The sequence below is a fragment of the Phyllobacterium sp. A18/5-2 genome (assembly GCF_025452215.1).
In the GTDB taxonomy this organism is placed as follows: Bacteria; Pseudomonadota; Alphaproteobacteria; order Rhizobiales; family Rhizobiaceae; genus Phyllobacterium; species Phyllobacterium sophorae.
This window is the reverse complement of the sequence record NZ_CP104966.1, coordinates 2,445,360-2,466,619: the sequence shown is the minus strand read 5'-3', so window position 1 is coordinate 2,466,619 and position 21,260 is coordinate 2,445,360. Positions and strand designations below refer to the sequence as shown.

The window sequence follows — 21,260 nt, the reverse complement described above, 5'->3', positions numbered from 1 at the left end:
GCGCAGAAAGTCGCATCAGATGGCCATCAGGGTGAATTGGCAGGGGTCTCCGGCCGATGCAGGTCGTGCCAGTGCCTTGCAATATCGATGCGGCGCGTGATCCAGGCTTCTTCATGGTGTTGAACATAATCGAGGAACCGCTCCAGCGCGGCGGCACGGCCCGGGCGCCCGGCGAGGCGGCAATGCAGCCCGATCGACATCATCTTCGGCGCGCCCTGCTTGCCCTCGCGATAGAGCACGTCGAACGTATCTTTCAGATAGGTGAAGAACTGTTCGCCGGAGTTGAAACCCTGCGGCGTCGCGAAGCGCATGTCATTGGCGTCGAGCGTATAGGGCACGATCAGATGCGGCCCCTTCGGACCCTCGACCCAATAGGGCAGTTCGTCGGCATAGCTGTCGGCGGAATAGACAAACCCGCCCTCCTCCATGACGATCTTCAGCGTGTTGTCCGAAGGCTTGCCTTGATATATGCCCAGCGGCCGCGTGCCAGTGATCTCCGTATGCAGGCGCACTGCTTCATGGATATGCTGACGCTCAAGTTCTTCCGGGCAATCCTTGTATTCCAGCCAGCGCAGCCCATGACTGGCAATCTCCCAATCCGCCTCTTTCATCGCCGCGACCGCCTCGGGATTGCGCGCCATGGCGAGCGTCACGCCATAGACGGTGACAGGCATCTTGCGAGCGGTGAACATGCGCCATAGCCGCCAGAAACCGGCGCGCGAGCCATATTCGTAGATCGATTCCATGTTGAGATTGCGCTGGCCGGGCCAGGGCTGGGCCCCGACGATCTCAGAAAGCAGGCACTCCGATGCCGGATCATTGTCGAGGATCGAGCTCTCGCCGCCCTCTTCATAATTGACCACGAACTGCACGGCGATCTTGGCGCCGCCCGGCCATTTCGGGTCGGGCGTATTGCGGCCATAGCCAATGAGATTGCGGGGATAGTCGGACAAGGCTGGAATAACTAATGCGAGTGTTTCGGCTTATCGTCTCTGCGATCTTTGCGTGTAATGTACATCATGAAGCCTGCCATCGCCAATCCACCGACTGGCATGATCATGAAAAGCAAAAACTGTTCCAAGCTCATGGCTTCAATCCCTTCAAGATCCGTCTCGCAAATAAATGTAATGCAGTCGCAGCCAAAATACAAATCACCGTGCCGCCTGCAATCAATAGGTTCGGCCCGCCTGAATTGTAGATACTTGATGCCATGGGAGCCAAGCCGCCCACGGCATAGAGCGCAACAGAGGCCCCATTAAACCAAGCTGCTGTCAGCTTCGTCCGCTCATTGTGAACCGTGGTAAAAATATCCAATATTACACCGGGTAGAAGCAATAAATTACGGAAAAACTTCAATAAAATCGCGCGGTCAAAAATGAAGCGCCGGTGTCACCGGCGCTTGAACACCGATCCCACCGCCGGAACAATGGCAGCTGCGAGAGCCAGCTTGAGGATGTCGGCAACGATGAAAGGGCCCACGCCGAAGGTAAAGGCTTTCTCAAAACCAAGGAGGTAGGCCATCCACAGGAAGCCCATGCCCAGGATGACCACTTCAGCGGCAAGCATGGCCAGGCCGAGCAAGACCGGATTGCGGGCGAAGCCCTTGTCGGCCGCACGGCCAACAATCCAGGCGGCTGCGAGATAGGAAAGAAGATAGCCGCCCGTGGGTCCAACCATATAGGCAAGGCCAATGCCCTTTTCCGGCGTTCCGGTGAATACCGGCATGCCGAGTGCGCCTTCAAGCAAATAAAGCGCCATGGTTGCAACTGCGAGCCGCGAGCCATAGGCCGCAGAGATGGCGAAGACGGCGAAAGTCTGCATCGTCACGTTCACGAACACCATGTCGACCTTGGTCTTGGCGGCCAGGGTCATCAATGCCGTCCCCGCGAGAGCGAGCGAAACATACCAGATCGCCTTGGCAAGCTGGCCTTCCGGCTGGAATTCTTCGGCAAGAGAACGGGTTTGAACTGCAATCATTTCTTTAACCTCCAGATCGGCCTTCGCCCAAAGGCGGCTTTCGCCACGTCATGAAAACGGTATATTGGGGTTTATGTCGCACCGCAATACGTCGAAAGCCCTACAAAGGTAGTATCCATTAATGTCTCTCGTTTTCGACAGCAGTTTTGCGCCGCGCTATGGCGAATTCGTTGATATTGCGCCAAATGTCCAACGAATCACGGTCAACAATCCCAGTCCTTTCACTTTTCACGGCACCAACTCCTATCTGGTTGGGCGGGACACGCTGGCACTGATCGATCCCGGGCCCCTCGACGAGGCGCATCACGCAACGCTTCTGCGCGCCATAGCCGGCCGCCCGGTCAGCCACATCTTCGTCAGTCACACCCACCGCGATCACTCGCCGCTGGCGACCGTGATGAAGGATGAGCTCGGCGCCACGATCGTCGCGGAGGGCCCGCATCGGCCGGCCCGCGCCCTGCACATAGGCGAGGTCAACCTGCTGGATGCCAGCGGAGATATGGAATTCGTTCCGGATATCGCAGTGCCGGACAACGCTCTCATCGAGGGCGATGGCTGGGCGCTACGCGTCATTCACACACCCGGCCACACCGCAAACCATGTGGTTTTCGCACTGGAGAGCACCGGAATTCTGTTTTCGGCCGATCATGTCATGGCCTGGGCCACATCCATCGTCGCCCCGCCCGATGGTGCCATGTCGGACTACATGGCGTCGCTCGACCGCCTGCTGCAGCGGCACGACCGCGTCTATTTTCCCGGCCATGGCGGCCCGGTGACCAAGCCCAGGACCTTCGTTCGCGGCTTGAAAGCCCACAGGAAGATGCGTGAGCGCGCGATACTGGAGCGTGTGCGGGCCGGCGACCGCAACATTCCAGCCATGGTCAGGGTGATCTACCGGGAAACCGATCCGCGGTTGCATGGCGCTGCCGCTCTCTCGGTTCTCGCGCATCTTGAGGACCTTGTCGGCCGCGGAATTGTGCAGACCGAAGGAAACCCGGCGATTGATGGGGTTTATTGGTAGTTTCTTACAATGGTAGCATCACTGCGCCGGCTGGGTCGTTTCTTCCTCCGGCTGGGCGCCCTGCACTTCCGCATCGAGTGCCGTCATGAAGGCGGTGATGCGGTCGGCATTCTCGCCGAGGTCGTGAATGCCGTAGCGGGAAACCGAGCGCATATCGACGTAGGTGGTCTCGCCCTCGTCGGCGAGGCGGATGACCACATCGCTGGTGAAGCCCATGAGCCAGGTCCGCGCCACCACTTCCAGCAGGATTTCCTCGTCCTCGCCCGGCTCGCCTCTCTGGCTTATGATCGTCCAGCCGTTATTGGCGATGACGGTATTCACCGCGGTTAAAATCCGGTCGGGCGAACCCTCATAGCGGCGGCCCGTCACTTGAGGATAGGCACTGGATTGAAGCCCACGGCTATCCTCATCATTGACAAGCGGATTCATCCGCTCTGTCCGCTGTCCCGCGGCGAACAGTTCAGGCGGGTCAGTAACATCGGTCGAGACATCGTATATCGTTGGAAGCGCCAGTGCCTGATAGAGCGTGGTGACGAAGGGTGCGAGCACCAGCAGCGCAATCACTGCACCCCCAGAACGCGCTCGCAAAACCGCGATCGCCGCGGCGCCATACACTGGTGAAGCCCTTGATGCTGAGCAGGACCGCGAACAGCGCCAGACCGGCAACGATGGCAAGCAGCCAGAGAAACTCAGGTGTTTCGATGCGCTCAGAATCGATGCCCCAGGCTCGAGAGCACAAAGAGGATCGCCGAAAGAAAGGCAAAGCGTACCGACCATTTGGCTGAAATCGATTGGCGGCGTCGATAATGCGTTCGCATGGGTTCCTTTCAGCCGCTGATCTTCGCAATGAACGTGACGCCGGGCAGGCCGTCGAAATGAGCGTCGCATGTCAAAAGTTCTGCGTCATATTCCAATGCAGTCGCGTAAACAATTGCGTCGGCAGTCGCAAGTTTTTGCTGGACGCAAATCGCTGCAGCCGCCAGAGCGATCTTCGTATCGAGGGGGGCGATAAGGCACATTTGGGTGAAAGCAATAACCTGATCCGTCTTGTCCTCACTTAGCTCCCGGGTAAGCCATTTCGCAAGTTCGAGCTCTACAATCGCCGGAACCAGCCAATCTTCCCGCGCCGGCATGAGAGGTGCTATTATTTTTCCGGTGGGTGAGGCAATCAGCCATTCGATCCAGGCTGACGTATCGACGAGACGCATCAGAACCGGTCTTTGCGGTCGCGATAGTTCTTCGAAGTGGCGCCCTTGGCAATCCCCGCGAGGTCGGCCTGTTCGGGAACGGGGATGAGCAATACCCCAGTTTCCTTCGGTATGAAGACAAACTCCTGCCCGGCCTTCCATTTGCGTGCAGTACGAACAGCTTTCGGAATCGAAATCTGGAACTTCGTCGAAAGTGTTGCAGTGTCAGGCATGTCGTACTCTTCTCCGATCGATAACAATCCGGTAAGAAAATAGCACGCCTCGACACTTTCTCAAAGCCCAGCGTGAAATCGCTACGCCGTTACCGGATCATAAACCCGCGTCGTTTCATTATACTGCAGGCCGATGGCCGGGTCGCTCTTGCTGATCTTGCCATTTTCGAGATGACCCGCATAGCGGCGCAGGAAGCTGTTGCTATTAACCGCATCGACGACGGAAACATCGTACCAGCCGTCCTTTGTCGCGACATCGATGCTTGCCGTCCCGTTTTCGATGACAGCCTTATCGCCGGTATAGGCGCTGACCAGCTTCAACTTGCCATTGGCTGTCGGCCATTCGTCGAAGACGATCTGGATCGTGGCTCCGTCATTCAAAGATTTTACATCGACAATATTTGGAAGCTGCATCTGGACCGTATCCAGGGTATTGCCTGCGAACTCGAATAGATAACCATTCGGGCCGTGGATGGCATGGGCATAATCGCCATTGGCGACCTGGGCATAGCTATTCTCTGATAGTGTGACCGGCGTCCCGCCGACCTTCGTGCCTTCGACACTAAAGAACCAGGGGCCATCGCTCCTCGAATAGGGTATGACATAGAACGATGCGCCAAGCGGGCCGGAATTTCTGATGACCCACTCCACCCTTGTCTTGCCGTCGGTGTGAGTTCCATATTTGAAGAACACCTGGAAATCATAGCCGACCGGCAATAGCGCACATTGCGCCTTGTCCTGTTTGACCAGCACCGGCTTTTTCGCCTCCGGGTCGGCCAGGACATGAGAATATTCCGGCTGGAAAGCACCGACACCTGTCGAATTGCCTTTTACTTTCGCCGCAAAAGTTCTTTCGGATTTGATCGCGTCGATCAGTTCGTCCATTGCGCCCATTTTGGTGCGGTCAAAATCGAATGCACTGGTCAGATCACCGGCGATGGCCTGCCTCCAGGACGAGATACTGGAAGACGCAGGCGTATACGCTTTCTGTTTTTCTTTTGCCGTGAGCCAGCTATCGAGAAAGCGGATGACGGAGGTATGATCGAAAACTTCCGAACAGACCCGCCCGCCGGCACTCCAGGGTGAAATAACCAGCGTCGGAACACGCGGCCCCATGCCGATGGGGGTTGCCTGTTCGATTGACGTTTCGGAATTGATCTCACCCGCGGCCGCCAGGGTGATGCCGGGCGAAGTCTGTCCGTTGTCCGATGTCAACGGTGGCACAGGCGGGAGCACATGATCGAAGAAACCGCCATTCTCATCATAGGTAATAATAAACACGGTCTTGTGCCAGACTTCCCTGTTGCCAAGAAAGGCGCGCAAAATCTCGTTCAGATAGAACTCACCGAAATGCGGCGGATATTTCGGATGTTCGGTGAAGGCTTCTGCTGGAACAATCCAGGATACGGCCGGAAGCTTGTTGTCGATGATATCCTGTTCAAACTGCGATGGCTTGCTCGCATCGGTCCGCAGAACCGAGTTTACAGACTGGTTCTTCTTGTAGATCGATGTCGTCCGGTCGCGGTATTGTCTGAAGAACTCAAGCGTATTGTCGCCGTAGTTTCCAGCGAACGGATCGCTCGTCCACGTCAAGCCGTCCTGGTAAAATTTCCAGTCGACGCCAAGGTCCTCAAGTTTCTCCGGATAAGACTTCCAGTCGGCCCGGGACGGATCATTGTCAGAAACATCGTCGTCCTTTGAACTGAAAAAACCGTTGGAGGTCCGGCCCTTGCAGGTGCCGGTCCAGAAGTAACTGCGATTGGGGTCTGTCGGACCATTGACCGAGCAGAAATAGGCATCGCAAAGCGTGAATGTCTTCGCCAGCTTGAAATAGAGCGGAATATCATTCTGCGTATAGTGCGCCATGGAGACGATGTCCCTGAATGGCATCCACTGGTCGTTCTTGCCTGCATTCCACGCAGCAATACCGTCCTGATACCCGTGCCATGGATCCTGCAGGAAGACCGTTCCGGAACTGTTCGGATCGATATCGCCTTCAGGCTCATTGACGGTCATTTTGGGCAAATGATAGGGCTTGACCCACTGTTGCTTTCTGGCTTTGCCGGATTTCGTCTGTCCGGTAAAGTTGTATGCTGGAGTTCCATCAGCATTCAGCTCTGCAAACTCGAAATCCGGCTTGCCGTCCTTCAGTGCGTCAAGCTCCATGACCCACTTGCCAGCCGCATTCTTCACAGGCCGCGCCCAACCCAGCTGGTCAAAGACACTTTTTCGGTCCTGCTTCTTCATCGGCCTCGGATCCCCAAAGCCGCGCACGCCGCGCAAGGTTCCGAAATAATGGTCGAAGGAACGGTTTTCCTGCATCAGGATCACCACATGTTCGATATCAGCAAGCGATCCCTTCTCGCATTCCACGCCTGCTGCCAACAGATCGTCGACCACCGTCGATTGAGCAAGCGCTTCGCTCATATAGTTTGAGCAGGCGGTGTAGGCTGCGGCGCTCGTGCCCGCAAGACCCAGCATCTTGATGAAATCGCGTCTATCCATAATAAACTTCCTGAAATAAGTCGGTTATTGAAATGTTGTTTGATGCTTATTTTGATTCAGAGAACGCTGCATTCATTCTTTGCAGCAATACGCAGCGGAACAATATTGCATCATTGACAAACAGCACTCTTGAGCAATGCGGTAAGCTTGGCTTTATTTGCAATGAGCTGATCGCGCTCTTTTGTGACATTACCCAACTGCCGTTTAAGCTCATCCCGCTCAGCTTCAGTAAGGTCGGCCCGCTGTAACCTCTGGAGGAGCTCTTCCTGTTCAGCCAATTTTGCGTCGAGGGCGGTCTGAATTTGCCCCTGCTGACCGGCAAGATCAGCATTATCCTGCTGCGCTTTGGCCAACGCACTTTTGGTTTCCTTCAGCTCTGCGGTCACCGCATCGAAAGTCGACCTGGCAACACTGTCATCCGGCTTGGAGTCCGATCCATTACAGGCAGAAATCAAAATCAGGGGAAGTAACAGGCAAAAACGATGTTTCAAAACCTTGCTCCAACGGAATAAATAAAAAAATATCTGCAGCTTGAAATTTCAAATATACTATTCGATCTGCTCTGGTGGGACGGCCGAGCCAGATTCCGGCCTTTGTTCCCGGACGGCAGCAGTATCGCGGATCGTCACGCGTTCGGCATACCCGCCGCGTGTGAAATCTGGATGACATGCTCGCTGACGGGTGAGCGGCCGGGATCCGGTTGCAGATTTATTCCGTTTACACTTTATGAGTGGATCGGCTGTCACATAGCTGACATCATCGCAGACGTGATTTGGGTATGAACCCCAAGGGGCAGGAAACAGGGAGCGGACCGCAAACCGCTTTTCGCAAAAGAAGAATGACGGGGCCGAAGATGATGCCTGATGCTGGCAAAGCGGTTTCGCTTGAAGTTGTAGAGATCGAACTGGCGCTTGGCGCACAGGATATCGTTGCCGACGGATTTGAAGGTGCGCTGCAGAAAGCCGCCGATCTCGTCAATGGCGAAGTGATCTTCAATATCAGGGGGCCGGAAGATGGCGACCAGCAGCGGATCGCCGCCATTTCCGTTTCAGACGGAATGACGAATCAGGTGGTGTTCGTCTTGCTTGGCAATGATGGAACCACTTTGACCGTGACCTCCGAACAGGACGAAGCCACGCTTCTTGAAAAACTCGGCGCGGATTTTGTCGCGGTCATGAAAGGACTGCTGGTCTAGCGCAAAGGCTGAATGCGTTCCAAGGCACTTCCTGCCCAAGAATACCTGGAAATGGCCGAAGACCGGGCAATTCTTACCCAACAACCGTCGATTCTGGCTAAAGAATCTGCACCTTGAGTTGATTTTTGGGTTAGTTCGGTTGCAAGGCGTGTTTTCCAGCAGCTAAGCTTTGCTCTTGCCGGCAAGTCTGGCTAAGGTTGCATACCCTTCACATCCGGAGTTCCAAAATGGCGAACGGCCACCCCCTCACCAATGTCCAGCAGCGCGATATCAACGCAATCCTGCATCCCTACACGCCGATCCACAAGCTTCAGGAAAACGGGCCCGTCGTGATGGGACACGGCAAAGGTGTCTATCTCTATGACACGCAAGGCAAGGAATATATCGAAGGCATGTCGGGGCTGTGGTGTGCGGGCCTCGGCTTCGGCGATGAAGAAATGATCGAGGCGGCCAACGAGCAGATGCGCACCCTGCCCTATTACCATCTCTTCGGGGGCAAGGGTATGGAGCCGGCCATCGAACTCGCTGAAAAGCTTAAGGAAATCGCGCCGGTGCCGATTTCGAAAGTGTTCTATACCTCGTCCGGCTCCGAGGCTAATGACACCCAGGTCAAGCTCGCCTGGTATTATAACAATGCGCTTGGCCGGCCGAAAAAGAAGAAGATCATCTCCCGTATCAAGGCCTATCACGGCGTGACCGTCATGGCAGCCTCGCTGACCGGCCTCGCCGGTAATCACAAGGGTTGGGACCTGCCGGTCGAAGGCATCCTGCATACGGATTGCCCACACCATTACCGCTTCGGCCTCGAAGGCGAAAGCGAAGCCGAATTCGTCACACGCCTCGCCAAGTCATTGAAAGATATGATCGAACGCGAGGGACCGGAGACGATCGCCGCCTTCATCGCCGAGCCGGTGATGGGTGCGGGCGGCGTCATAGTTCCCCCTTCCGGCTATTTTGCGGCGATAGAACCCATCCTGCGCGAGCATGATATTCTGATCGTCTCCGACGAGGTGATCAATGGCTTTGGCCGCACCGGCAACTGGTGGGGCAGCCAGACCGTCGGCATGACGCCAACGACCATTTCCGCCGCCAAGCAGCTGACCGCGGCCTATGCGCCACTCGGTGCAGTGCTTGTTCCGGAGGATGTCTATCAGGCCTATGTCGACCACAGCGCCCAGCTCGGCACGTTCGGCCATGGCTTCACCTATGGCGGTCATCCGGTCGGCTGCGCCCTCGGCGTGAAGGCAATCGAGATCTACCAGCGCCGCAATATTGTTGAGTATGTGCGAGGGCTTACCCCACTATTCGAGGCCCGCTTGAACAAAGTCAAAGATCACCCGCTCGTGGGCGAGGTCCGTTCTTGCGGACTTGTTGGCGCGGTTGAGATGGTTGCTGACAAATCGACGAAGCGGCCTTTCGATCCGGCGCATGGCGTTGGAGCAAATCTTGCAAAGTTCCTCGAAGGACATGGCGCTGTGCTCCGCGCTCTAGGCGATACGATCGCATTCTGCCCGCCAATGATCATCACGGAAGACGAGCTCGACGAGTTGTTCAACCGGTTCGAGAAAGCACTGGCCGACACTGAGGCCTATGTGTCGAAGAACGGACTGCGCGCGCAGTAGTATCAATATGTTAAAGGAAAATGGGGCGGCGCAGCCGCCCCTTTTTTGGTCTTGTCACTGTGTGGTGAGAACGATCTTTTGTTTCTCTCCGGCTTTGATGCGGACATAGGTCACCGGAATATTACCATGATCCGGATCGATACCGGCGATCCAGCCTTCGGCTGCACCGGTTAGCGAGGTCAGGTTTGCCGCGGGATCCAGTTTCGCATCGTTGATACTGACGGCTGCGGTGTTGGGAACGTGAATCTTCACCGTGTAGTATTCCAATTCCGGCTTGAAACTGCCGGCGGGATCAGGAGCAGCGGTTTCGAATGTCACCTCTTTGTCTTTGCTTTGCACCGACAATGTCTGGAGGAAATAGATCCCTTTCTCGTAGTCGTAGCTCTTGCCATCATCATCGTAATAATCGAATGAAGTGCGCTTCGTATCGGGAAACACCTCTATATTCAGCTCCGTCAGAGGCTTTTCACCCACATATTGGACATCCTCACGCAGCATGGGAACGATCGCCCCCGGACGGAAGAATAGCGGAAAATTGCTTTCCCATTTCACGGTGTTGAAGGCGATGGATTGCCCCCCGGTCTGCGATTTGCCGGAATTCCACTCAGTCCAGGTCCCTTGCGGCAAATAGATATCCTTGCTGCGTTGCCCCTGCTCAACGACGGGAGAGGCCAGCAGCCATTCGCCGAAGAGCCACGACTGAGAATCGTTGCGAACATTGCGGTCGTTTGGCCAGTCGAAAATAAGCGGGCGAACAATGCCGACACCGGTCCTGTTGCGCTGGTGTTCATAGCTGTAAATATAGGGGATCAGTTTGTAGCGCAGCCTGATTGCCTCAACGGCTGCGTCATAGCCAGTCCCATACCACCAGGGCTGACGTTGCACCCCGTTCTCGCCATGCACGCGAAAGATCGGCGTGAATATGGCAAACTGCATCCAGCGCGCATAGTCCTCATAACCGGTACCGCCTCCCGCAAAAGTCCCGCTTCCGTTCTGGAACCCACCCGTATCCATGGTCCATTGCATGGCGCCGGCATTGACTGCCCCCAGCATTCGATTGCGCTGTTCAGCCATGCTGGAAAAGCCGTTTCTGATATCACCTGACCAGAGGCCATAGGCGTAACGCTGCGACCCCAGATAGAAGTTGCGGTTGATCGACCATACGCGCGTATCCGGCCTGTTGGTACGCTGCCAGTTATAGATGCCGCGCTGCGCATCCAGACCTTCGGTTTCATTGCCGTCATCGGTGGCGCCGCTCGAACCGAACTCATCATTCCACCAGCCGGCGATGCCTGAATCGAACAGGCTGCCAAGATGGTCCGTATACCATTTGATCACCTCCGGTTTGCTGAAATCAACGTGCCGCATGTCCGTGGTCGGCAGGAAATAATCCGCCACTGCCTTTGTATTCGGCATCCACCAGCCCTTCTTTGTGGCTTCGCTGCCTTCCTGGGAGTCAACAGGGATGCGGGGCTTCAGGATGGCGGTCATCTTAACTCCCTGCTCATCGAGCCACCGCTTCAGCCCACCGTTCGCCCCATTAGGAAATTTTTCGCTATTCCAAGTAAACTGGCTGTTTGGTATGCCGGCTCGAGCCCAGTTCATCCAGTCCAGATCAAATGTGAAGGCGTCGATCGGAATGTTTTCGCTGCGGTATCGTGAAATGATGACACGAAGCTTCGTTTCGTTAAGCCCAACGCTGTTGTCGTCTCCATTCCATGCGTTGTCTGCGCCCCATTGACTGTTGGTGAAGCCCATCGCCCATTTTGGAAACAGCGGTGAGCGGCCGCTGATCCTGGCCACCGAACCAAATATTTCAGCAGGACGGCCAACCAGCAGATAGTAGTCAACGTCCGGTTTCGAAATGGACCCAAAAACAATGCGGCGGGAGTCCGAGAGATCGACATTGCTCGTTTCTGACCCTATCGTGTCGACCAGAACACCATAGCCGCTTGTGCTCCAGACAAGCGGGGCACCCGCATGACCTTGGTCGGACGTCTTCAAATCCTGCAGGCCCGTGCGCAATATTCCTGTATTACCAATGCTTGCCTCGTCTGCAATACCATAGAGAGCATCGGAAGCATTGTGTTCTACGCTCACTTGTCCGAGTTGCAGATCGGCGGCGGGGGAACGCGCCAAAATCTTGCCTGCGGCATCCCTGAGAAGGATCGTTTCCGTCCGTTTTTCCCACTTGGCGGTAAACTGACCCGTCGTGATCTCAACCGAATCCGCGTCTCCTCTAACCTCTGGATCGATTTCGGCAACGGGCTCAACCGGCGCGACGTCCCCCGGTTGCGGAAGAACGCGGGTTGCGTCCGTTGCTGCCATGCCATCCGGCCGGAAACGGACGCGCAATATATTTGCCGCGAAAGCGCGAACTTCAAGCACATCCTTTTCCAACTGAACATCAAAGCCGCCCGATTGTAGCGTAACGCCCGTTGGCAAATTGGCCGGTTCTATCCTTCCCTCGCCCTTCTCTCCGGCTGGGCCTTTTTCTCCAATTTCGCCTTTTTCCCCGGGTGGCCCAGCAATAAAGGTTCCACCGTCTGTGCCCTGCGAAGAATTGCTGTCATTGCAACCGGTCAATCCTGGCAATAGCAATAGACTTAGAATAGAAAGTTGAACGCGGTTCAAAATAATTCCTCCTCAAAATCAGGTCATAAGAAAATAAAATCGGCAAACAGCTGGGAATATCTGCATGCCATCAGGCAAGCACAACCACTGTACAGCTGGCCTCTTGCCATCACTGTACGTACGCCAGTCCTATAGTGCCGGTAGTTGGTTCTTGCTTAAAAAATTGTTCGTCAAAAAATCGATTGCGCGAGGTTGTAGCCCGCACCGTCGTCTAAACTATCGAATTTTCATACTGGTAGCCCCCCTCCCAAGGTGCCGCGCAACCAAGCGCAGCAGGGAAAAAACACGAATTCGAAATTCCGTCAATTATTCGATAGTCGCATAAAAACTTAGGAAGCAGCTTTTAGAGGAACTCAAGCCCCAGGTTGTGGAGAACGTTCAGTCTCCTGAGTGTCCTCCAGACGAACGAAACGGAAGCCCTTTTGCTTTAGTGCCAGAATGCCCTTGACCACGCCTTCTCCCGCGACGCGACCCGGCTGATTGACATGGGCAATGATGACGTCGCCGTCCTTGGCGGCTGTGATGCGCTTTTCCACCTGGCCGGCCATGAGTGAGGCACCCATATCGGCATTCAGCGAATAGCCTGCCACGCGATAACCCAACTGGTGGATCAGCGTGATCGCATCGTCGCTATAGCGGGCGGTCGCATCGCGATACCAGGCCGGCTTCGTTATCGCTGCCGTTTGCAGGGCATCTACGCCGCCCTGTATTTCGGATTGGATAGCGGCTTGCGATCCAGCTGTTTTCAGTCCGAACATTGTCGGCTGGTCGTCAATAGCAGGGACATGGTTTAGTCCATGATTTTCCAGCTCGAACAGGTCGGCATGGGCTTTCATCACGCCAAGCGCCGCGACATTGCGCTTGAGCCAGCGACCGGTGACAAAAATTGTCGCCGGAATATGATTATCCACCAATGCGTTGAGGATGCGCAGATCGGTCTGGCCCGAGCAGGCATCGAGCGTCAAGGCAACCTGAGGCGTGGCCTTGCCACCCTTGGTCACGTAGAGCTTTGGCTCGACGAAATGCGGGTGTTCTTTGGCAGACACGCCGGTCGGCGCAACAAAAAGGAGAGCGATCAGACTGAGGGAGATTTTGCGCAAGATCATAGCCATCACTTGAGGAACGCGCCGAGCTAGGCACGTGCAACCAAGCGGATTTGTGGCAGGATGGACTTTCGCTTCCCTTTCAACTCATTTTGATTTAGCCGACGCCTGGGCGGCCGCAAGACGGGCAATCGGAACCCGGAATGGCGAGCAGGAGACGTAGTCCAGCCCCGTTTCCTCGCAGAAGTGGATTGACGCCGGATCGCCGCCATGTTCGCCGCAAATTCCGAGCTTGATGCCAGGGCGCGTCGCCCTGCCCTTTTCCACCGCGAGGCGCACCAGTTCGCCCACACCATCGACGTCGATCGAGACGAAAGGATCCTGTTCGATGATTCCCTTGGTTTGATAGGTCATCAAGAACGACGAGGCATCATCGCGCGATATACCAAATGTGGTTTGGGTCAAATCATTGGTACCAAAAGAGAAAAACTCGGCAACCTCGGCGATCGAATGGGCCCGCACTGCGGCGCGCGGCAGCTCGATCATAGTCCCCACCAGATAGTTGATCTTGATATCCGCCTCTTTCATCACATCGGCAGCAACAGCGTCGATCCGCGCCTTGACGAAATCCAGCTCGGCACGAAGCCCGACGAGCGGTACCATGATCTCGGGTTCGACCGGCGCACCGGTCGATTTGGCTGCCTCAACCGCCGCTTCGAAAATCGCCCGCGCCTGCATTTCGGCAATTTCCGGATAGGAAATGGCGAGCCGGCAGCCGCGATGTCCAAGCATCGGGTTGATTTCATGCAGACTTTCGGTTCGCTCACGCAGCTTGTCCACACTCACATTCATGGCATTGGCAACTTCAGCGATCTCCTCCTCCGTCTTCGGCAGGAATTCGTGCAACGGAGGATCAAGCAGGCGGATCGTAACCGGCAGGCCATTCATGATTTCGAATAATTCAACGAAGTCAGACCGTTGCATCGGCAAGAGCTTGTCGAGAGCAGCGCGGCGACCTTTCTCATTATCGGCCAGGATCATCTCGCGCATGACAACGACGCGCTCGCCCTCGAAGAACATATGCTCGGTGCGGCAAAGTCCAATGCCTTCAGCTCCGAATGAGCGAGCCATGCGGGCATCGTTGGGCGTCTCAGCATTGGCGCGCACTTTCATGCGCCGTGCCCCATCAGCCCATTCCATGATCTTACCGAAATCGCCGGAAAGTTCCGGCTGCAGCATAGGGACAGCGCCCTTCAAAACCTGGCCAATACCGCCATCGATGGTGATGATGTCACCCTTTTTCAAGACAACGCCCATAGCGAGCAAGGTTTCGTTGCGATAGTCGACACGCAGCGAGCCCGCGCCTGAAACACAGGGCTTGCCCATGCCCCGTGCCACCACAGCGGCGTGGCTGGTCATGCCGCCGCGCGTGGTCAGGATGGCTTCAGCGGCGTGCATGCCATGAATGTCTTCGGGACTGGTTTCGATCCGGACAAGAATGGCCTTGCGCCCTTCCGATTTCAGCTGTTCGGCATCCTCCGAGGAGAAAACAATTTCACCCGTAGCGGCACCTGGGGACGCGGGAAGGCCGCTGCCGATGACATTGCGCTTTGCACTCGGATCGATGGTTGGATGGAGCAGTTGATCCAGCGAAGCGGGATCGATGCGCAATACTGCTTCCTCGCGTGAAATCAGCCCTTCTTCTGCCATCTCGACGGCGATCCGCAACGCAGCCTTCGCGGTCCGCTTGCCTGAGCGCGTCTGCAGCATCCACAGCTTGCCGTTCTCGATAGTGAATTCGAGATCCTGCATGTCGGCATAGTGCCTCTCAAGCCGCTCCGAAACGGCGCAGAACTCGGCGAATGCGTCAGGCATCACCTTTTCCAGAGACGGTTTGTCCGACCCGGCGGCAATGCGGGCTTCTTCAGTAATATTTTGCGGTGTCCTGATGCCGGCCACCACGTCCTCACCCTGTGCATTAACCAGAAACTCGCCGTAGAGTTTCTTTTCGCCTGTCGAGGGGTTGCGCGTGAACGCGACTCCGGTCGCCGAACGATTGCCCATATTACCGAACACCATCGCCTGAACGCTGACGGCTGTTCCCCAGCTTTCAGGAATATTGTGCAAGCGGCGATAGGTGATCGCGCGCGCGTTCATCCAGCTGGAAAAGACTGCGCCAATAGCACCCCAAAGCTGCCTCTCCGGATCTTGGGGAAACGGCTCTTCCAGTTCCTCTTCGACCTTGGCCTTATAGAGGTCGATGATACCCTTCCAGTCCTCGGCAGTTAGAGCTGTGTCGACCTCATGGCCCAGATTGGCTTTTGCATCTTCGAGGATTTCTTCAAACACCGCATGATCCAGCCCCATCACAACATCAGAATACATCTGGATGAAGCGGCGGTAGCTGTCATAGGCGAGATCTGGCATCACCCGTTTCGTGAGCGATTGCCTCAACCGTCTCATCATTGAGGCCGAGGTTGAGAACTGTGTCCATCATGCCTGGCATGGAGGCACGAGAACCGGAGCGTACGGAAACGAGAAGCGGCTTGTTTTTATCCCCGAAGTTGCGGCCGGTGACGCTGGCTATGTGGGTCAGTGCCGCTTTTACATCACCTTCCAGCGTATCGGGATATTGGCGGTTGTTTTCGTAAAACCTGCTGCAAACTTCCGTCGTTATGGTAAAGCCAGGCGGAACGGGCAACCCGAGGGAGCACATCTCGGCGAGATTTGCTCCTTTTCCTCCCAAAAGATTGCGATCGCCAGCAGAACCTTCTGCCTTGCCATCACCGAATGTGTAGACCCATTTCACCATTGCAGCCTCCCATGCCGCCAGAGCATATGAGAGGTCTACGCGATCATTCCGTCAAGCACCATAGAAAAATGCTGCAACGCAGCATTCAAATCGATTAGCAGAGTAAATCCGCGTTAATCTTTGAAATCCTTCGTCATTCGGAAGGTTAGCTTGCTTCGCGAAGCTGTTCAGCGGTCTGAAGATCAACGGAAACCAGCTGACTGACGCCCTGCTCGGCCATGGTTACACCGAAGAGGCGGTTCATTCGTGCCATGGTGATTGGATTGTGGGTAATGACCACAAACCGGGTATCGGTAGACGAAGCCATCTCGTCCATCAGATTGCAGAATCGCTCGACATTGTGATCATCAAGTGGCGCATCCACTTCGTCGAGCACGCAGATCGGTGCGGGATTGGTCAGGAACACTGCAAAGATCAAGGCCATGGCTGTCAATGCCTGCTCGCCGCCGGACAGAAGTGTCATCGTCTGCGGTTTCTTGCCCGGTGGCCGCGCCAGGATTTCCAAACCCGCTTCCAGCGGATCATCCGATTCAATCAGTTGCAGCTCCGCCGTGCCGCCACCGAAGAGATGGGTGAACAGACGCTGGAACTGGACATTGACGACTTCAAAGGCAGCCAGCAGGCGTTCACGGCCCTCGCGGTTGAGACTCTGGATCGCCTGACGCAGCTTCTTCACAGCCTCGATGATATCTTCACGCTCGCTGACAATCGCTTCGAGCCGATCTGAGAGCTCTTCCTGTTCTTCTTCCGCGCGCAGGTTCACAGCGCCAAGACGCTCGCGCTCGATCTTCAGACGTTCCAGATTGCGTTCGGTGGCTTCCACATCCGGTAGCGGATCTTCAGGACCCAGTCCGGTTAATTTCATGGCCTCATGTGGCGGGCAATTCAGGGCCTCCGCAATGCGGGCTTCGGCATCCATGCGACGTTCCTGGGCGGCAGCCAGGCGTTCTTCAGCGCGAGCCCGGCCCTCGCGCGCTGTCGCAAGAGCCTGAATGGCATCTGTTGCAGCCCGGTCCAGCTCCTGTTGCCTGGCTTCCGCAACAGCAAGCTTGTCAGCGGCATCCTTGCGCAGCGATTCCGCCTCCGACAACTGCGACAGCAACGTCCGATTGCGGTCAGCGATCTCTTCCGGAGCATCGGCAAGGTGCTCTGCCTCCCGTTCCGCCTCCAGACGCCGCTCTATAAGTGACTTGATCTGACGATCGGCGTTGTCAGCGCGGCCAGTCCAGCTCTTGCGCTCATGGCCGATCGCTTCCAGCCGCCGCATTCGATTGTCCGCCTCACGTCGAAGGCCGTCGTAGATAGCTCGCGCTTCAGCCAGTGCGGCGCGATCCAGCGTCACTTCACTTGTCAGGCTGGCGAGCCGGATATCGAGGTCACGCAGATCGACGGCATTTGCAAGCCGCGTTTCCGCTTCCACGAACTGCTCTTGCGTGTCCTCCAGGGTTTCGGCCAGTCGAGCCTTGCCCTCATCAAGAGCGGCGCGGCGGCTCGACAATTGCCCGGCTGCGCGTTCGGCTGCGGCCAAAGCCTCGCGGGCATCGCTTACTGCTCGTTGCATACCGCGCCAGTGATCGCGCGCAGTCCGCTCCGTTTCCACAGATTGGCGTACCGCCGCTTCGGCACCAGCAATCCCGGCTTCCGCCTCGCGCAACCGTTTCGTTGCCTCGACCACCTCGAGATCAAGTTCGGCCAGCCGGTTTTTCTGGGCAAGGCGCTGTGCGGCTGGTGTAGGAGCATCAGCGCTGGCAGTATACCCATCCCAGCGCCAGAGCGCGCCGGAACGGCTGACAAGCCGCTGGCCGGGCATCAGAGCAGACTGCAGGCGTTGCCCCTCGGCCTCATCGACAATACCTATCTGGGCAAGACGCCTCTCCAGCTGACGCGGCGCGCGCATGACATCGGCCAGGGATCGAACGCCCGCAGGGAGAGCCGCGTCCTGGCTGGACCCATTGATTTCACCCCAGAAAACTGGAGCACTTCTGTCGATCGGAGCATCGAGATCTTCACCGAGAGCGGCGCCGAGAGCAATTTCATAGCCTTTTTCGACTTTCACGGACTCAACGACCGCCGGGAAAAGGTCGGAGCCGCCAATATTGATCATCTTGGCGAGTGTACGGGCTTCCGTCTCGACCCGTCCCAGATTGCTTCGTGCGTCCTGTAAGGGCTGACGAAGCTCCAACTCCATCCGGCGCGCTGCCTCGACCGCTGCCTCAGCGGTAAGTGCCGACTCTTCGGCCTGATCGAGAGCAGCCTCTGCGATGTCAACAAGGCTCTGCTTTTCAACGGGATCGGCCAAAGTGGCGATTTGTGCGGCGACCGCAGACAGATCACGCTCGACATCGCCCACCTGGCGGACAAGCCGATCGCGTCGTTCGGCGCTCTCGCGTAAATTTCGCTCTATCTGCGCGCGCTCGGCTGAGGCTTCAGCACGCTCGGCGGTAACCTTGGCAAGTGCGGCTTCACTTTCCTTCAGTTCGGCATCAGCACGTTCGAATTCAGCTCGCGTCTTAATTTCGCGCTCACCGGCATTGGCATTTTCTTCGTTGAGCGATCGCTCCTCGGAGTCGAGACGCGCGAGCACATCTGCGTTGTCGCGCACCATCTGCTCTTCGCGCGCAATATCCGCAGTAAACTGAATCAGCCGCTTCTCAATTTCGGTTTGACGGCTACGAATACGTTCAGCTTCTTCATTGAGTTGCGAGCGAGCAATCGTCAGCCGTTGCAATACGGCAGCAGCCTTGGCTTCGGCGTCACGCAGATCGGGTAATTTATGCGCGCCAATAGCCTGCTCTTTGGCGGCGTTCATCTGAAGCTGCGCCCGATCTCCGACGCCGGAAGTTGCAATCGACAGCGCAGATTGAGCTTCGCCTTCGTGCGATTTGGCGACGGACCATCTCAAATGCAGTAAAATCGCTTCAGAACGGCGGATATCGGCGGACAGGCTCTTGAAACGGTTTGCTTGACGGGATTGGCGCTTCAGACTCTCTATCTGAGTCTCAAGCTCGCCGACGACGTCCTCAAGACGTTCAAGATTTTGTTCAGCCGCCCGCAGTCGCAGTTCCGCTTCGTGGCGGCGCGTGTGCAGGCCCGATATGCCCGCAGCTTCCTCCAATAGTGCACGACGTGCCTGGGGCTTGGCCTGAATCAGCTCGCCGATACGGCCCTGTCCGACCATCGACGGTGATCGCGCACCAGTGGATTGGTCCGCAAACAGCAATTGAACGTCCTTCGCCCGGGCATCCTTGCCGTTGATGCGATAGACTGAGCCTGCCTCGCGTTCGATACGCCGCGAAACCTGAAGTTCGTCCGCATTGTTGAAGGCAGAGGGCGCGCTACGATCCTGATTGTCGAGAAAAAGCGTCACTTCTGCAGTGTTGCGTGACGGTCTCGTGCCTGAACCGGAGAAGATGACGTCATCCATGCCGGAGGCGCGCATGTTCTTGTAGGAGCTTTCGCCCATGACCCAGCGCAATGCCTCAACAAGATTGGACTTGCCGCAGCCATTGGGGCCGACCACACCGGTCAGGCCGCCTTCGATGACGAATTCCGCCGGTTCTACGAAAGATTTGAACCCGAGGAGCCGGAGTTTGGTGAAGCGCATCAGATGCCCTTTCTGCCAAACGCCGTAGGGGCCAGTCGTTCGATGGCAGGCGCGGTTAGGCGCCCGCCGAAACTTGAGCAGGCACTAGAGCAGACCGTCGATAACTGCTGACATTTCGTCAACCGATAAGGCTCCCGAGTATTTAGTGCCGTTGATAAAGAATGTCGGGGTTGCGTTTACTCCGAATTCGCTGGCACCGCGCTCACGTACTGCATTCACATCATCCAGAAGTTTTTGGTTCGTCAAGCAAGCCTTGAAGGACTCCTGTGTAAAACCTGCCAATTTGGAGATTTGCAGCAAAGGTTCTTCGGCATTTGCCGCTCCGGCCCACTGTTCCTGCTGTTTGAACAGAACTTCAACCAACGGATAGTAGCGCTCTTCCGGTGCGCAGCGTGCCAGCATGAAGGCCGCGGCAGCGCGCGGATCGAACGGAAATTCGCGCAGAATGAGCTTCGCTTTACCGGTATCGATATATTTTTCCTTGATGACTGGCAGCGTCGTCGTGGCGAAATGCGCGCAATGTGGACAAGTCATCGATGCATACTCGACGATTGTCACAGGCGCTTCGGGTTTGCCCAGGATCATGTCCTTCAGCGAGCCCGCGGCCATCAACTTCGCCTCATCGACTTTGCCGGCCGGTTGAGGTGCCGCCGGCTTCGCGGCTTCCTGCGACCAGGCCTGATCGCCCGCAGCCATGGCGAGGGCAGCCGTCGAAACGGCGGCAAGTGTCAGAATTTTTCTGCGGGTCAGCAATTCAGTCATAAGGATCACCTGTCTCCGGTGTTGATTATGCAACTACAAGTTATTGACTCGTTAGAGCCTCAAGCCAGTCTCTTTAAGGCAGAGACTGCATTCTGTCTTTGAATTTTTCGTGATCTTACATCCGTCAATTCATACCATAGGATCAGCGTTTGATCTTTTCAGCATGGATGCTTTGGCCAAGCCGCTGAAGCGCTTCGCGAAGACTATCATCTTCGATCTGCTCCACCGACCGGCTGATCATGCTCGCTGTCTCGGCGTCAACAGGGGGCAACGCGCGCTTCTTGGCAACAGGGAGTGCTACAGGCTTCTGCTCGATCTTGATCCGCCCGACGGCGGCAAACCCAAGGAAGGAATTGACGCGGCTTATGATCTCACCAGTTTCGTGCTGGATACGCATGGCTGTAAAGCCCTGGCAGGCAATCACCAGCGTGGCTGGTTGAAATGGGTCGTCCTCATGCGCCCGGCGCGGCCAGAGCAATTTGAGAGGCCGCGACTGTCCGCCCAACGCGGATCCAACGACTTCTTCCCAAGCCTGAACGAGTTCGATGGTAATACCAGCCCGCTTGCGCAGCACGGGATCCAGGATGCCGGCGGCAGGATCCGCAAGTGGCCGGAATCCCTTCTTGCTGCGGTCATCATTCATGATCTGTCGCGCCTGTTCCAGA

General features: G+C 56.4%; 16 protein-coding genes and 1 pseudogene. 3 read left to right on the top strand and 14 right to left on the bottom strand.

The features are described from left to right. Window positions 1–26: 26 nt before the first annotated feature. From puuE to N8E89_RS12205, 3 genes are all read right to left on the bottom strand, one after another. Window positions 27–953 carry an allantoinase PuuE gene (puuE, locus tag N8E89_RS12215; protein WP_410010305.1) on the bottom strand — a complete coding sequence of 309 codons (927 nt, stop codon included), beginning with the start codon at window positions 951–953 and terminating at the stop codon, window positions 27–29. Window positions 954–1,083: 130 nt separating this feature from the next. Next, window positions 1,084–1,314, bottom strand: a complete 231-nt coding sequence (locus tag N8E89_RS12210) for an amino acid transporter (RefSeq protein ID WP_245448959.1) — start codon at window positions 1,312–1,314, stop codon at window positions 1,084–1,086. A gap of 75 nt (window positions 1,315–1,389) precedes the next feature. Next, window positions 1,390–1,977: a biotin transporter BioY gene (locus tag N8E89_RS12205; protein ID WP_106666447.1), complete on the bottom strand. Its 588-nt coding sequence runs from the start codon at window positions 1,975–1,977 to the stop codon at window positions 1,390–1,392. A 121-nt stretch (window positions 1,978–2,098) separates the two neighbouring features. Between N8E89_RS12205 and N8E89_RS12200 the strand changes: the two genes are divergently transcribed. Then, a complete protein-coding gene (locus tag N8E89_RS12200; RefSeq protein ID WP_106666446.1) occupies window positions 2,099–2,998 on the top strand; it encodes an MBL fold metallo-hydrolase in 900 nt (299 codons plus the stop codon). 18 nt (window positions 2,999–3,016) lie between these two features. Here N8E89_RS12200 and N8E89_RS12195 read toward each other — a convergent pair whose 3' ends face one another. The 5 genes from N8E89_RS12195 to N8E89_RS12175 all read right to left on the bottom strand — a co-directional run bounded on the left by N8E89_RS12195 (window position 3,017) and on the right by N8E89_RS12175 (window position 7,414). Beyond that, window positions 3,017–3,586 carry a DUF1499 domain-containing protein gene (locus tag N8E89_RS12195; RefSeq protein ID WP_262260013.1) on the bottom strand — a complete coding sequence of 190 codons (570 nt, stop codon included), beginning with the start codon at window positions 3,584–3,586 and terminating at the stop codon, window positions 3,017–3,019. 239 nt (window positions 3,587–3,825) lie between these two features. Further along, window positions 3,826–4,206, bottom strand: a complete 381-nt coding sequence (locus N8E89_RS12190) for a type II toxin-antitoxin system VapC family toxin (RefSeq protein WP_106666444.1) — start codon at window positions 4,204–4,206, stop codon at window positions 3,826–3,828. Continuing rightward, a complete protein-coding gene (locus tag N8E89_RS12185; protein WP_099999768.1) occupies window positions 4,206–4,418 on the bottom strand; it encodes an AbrB/MazE/SpoVT family DNA-binding domain-containing protein in 213 nt (70 codons plus the stop codon). The genes N8E89_RS12190 and N8E89_RS12185 overlap by 1 nt, the downstream gene beginning before the upstream one ends. An 81-nt stretch (window positions 4,419–4,499) precedes the next feature. Continuing rightward, a complete protein-coding gene (locus N8E89_RS12180) occupies window positions 4,500–6,923 on the bottom strand; it encodes a phosphocholine-specific phospholipase C (RefSeq protein WP_262260008.1) in 2,424 nt (807 codons plus the stop codon). A 110-nt stretch (window positions 6,924–7,033) separates the two neighbouring features. Next, on the bottom strand, window positions 7,034–7,414 hold the full coding sequence (locus N8E89_RS12175) for a hypothetical protein (RefSeq protein WP_106666442.1): 381 nt from the start codon (window positions 7,412–7,414) through the stop codon (window positions 7,034–7,036). 362 nt (window positions 7,415–7,776) lie between these two features. On the opposite strand from N8E89_RS12175, the gene N8E89_RS12170 reads away from it, so the two are divergent. Next, window positions 7,777–8,118: a hypothetical protein gene (locus tag N8E89_RS12170; RefSeq protein WP_146147847.1), complete on the top strand. Its 342-nt coding sequence runs from the start codon at window positions 7,777–7,779 to the stop codon at window positions 8,116–8,118. Between the two features lie 227 nt (window positions 8,119–8,345). Beyond that, on the top strand, window positions 8,346–9,740 hold the full coding sequence (locus tag N8E89_RS12165; RefSeq protein ID WP_106666440.1) for an aminotransferase: 1,395 nt from the start codon (window positions 8,346–8,348) through the stop codon (window positions 9,738–9,740). A 54-nt stretch (window positions 9,741–9,794) separates the two neighbouring features. Here the strand turns inward: N8E89_RS12165 and N8E89_RS12160 are convergent, their stop codons facing one another. The 6 genes and pseudogenes from N8E89_RS12160 to N8E89_RS12135 form a co-directional block, all read right to left on the bottom strand. Next, on the bottom strand, window positions 9,795–12,374 hold the full coding sequence (locus N8E89_RS12160) for a TIM-barrel domain-containing protein (protein ID WP_262260004.1): 2,580 nt from the start codon (window positions 12,372–12,374) through the stop codon (window positions 9,795–9,797). A gap of 353 nt (window positions 12,375–12,727) precedes the next feature. Beyond that, window positions 12,728–13,477 (bottom strand): polysaccharide deacetylase family protein, encoded by a 750-nt coding sequence (locus tag N8E89_RS12155; protein WP_106666528.1) that lies wholly within the window; start codon window positions 13,475–13,477, stop codon window positions 12,728–12,730. Window positions 13,478–13,564: 87 nt separating this feature from the next. Continuing rightward, window positions 13,565–16,229 (bottom strand): annotated as a pseudogene (gene ppdK, locus N8E89_RS12150) (pyruvate, phosphate dikinase). A 145-nt stretch (window positions 16,230–16,374) separates the two neighbouring features. Beyond that, entirely contained in the window at window positions 16,375–19,833 is a 3,459-nt protein-coding gene (gene smc, locus N8E89_RS12145; protein ID WP_106666437.1) for a chromosome segregation protein SMC, read from the bottom strand. An 84-nt stretch (window positions 19,834–19,917) separates the two neighbouring features. After that, the gene (locus tag N8E89_RS12140; RefSeq protein ID WP_106666436.1) at window positions 19,918–20,595 is read right to left on the bottom strand and encodes a DsbA family protein; all 678 of its coding nucleotides are present in this window, start codon (window positions 20,593–20,595) and stop codon (window positions 19,918–19,920) included. Window positions 20,596–20,737: 142 nt separating this feature from the next. Beyond that, complete coding sequence (locus N8E89_RS12135) at window positions 20,738–21,238, bottom strand: DUF721 domain-containing protein (protein WP_106666435.1); 501 nt, start codon at window positions 21,236–21,238, stop codon at window positions 20,738–20,740. Window positions 21,239–21,260 lie beyond the last annotated feature (22 nt).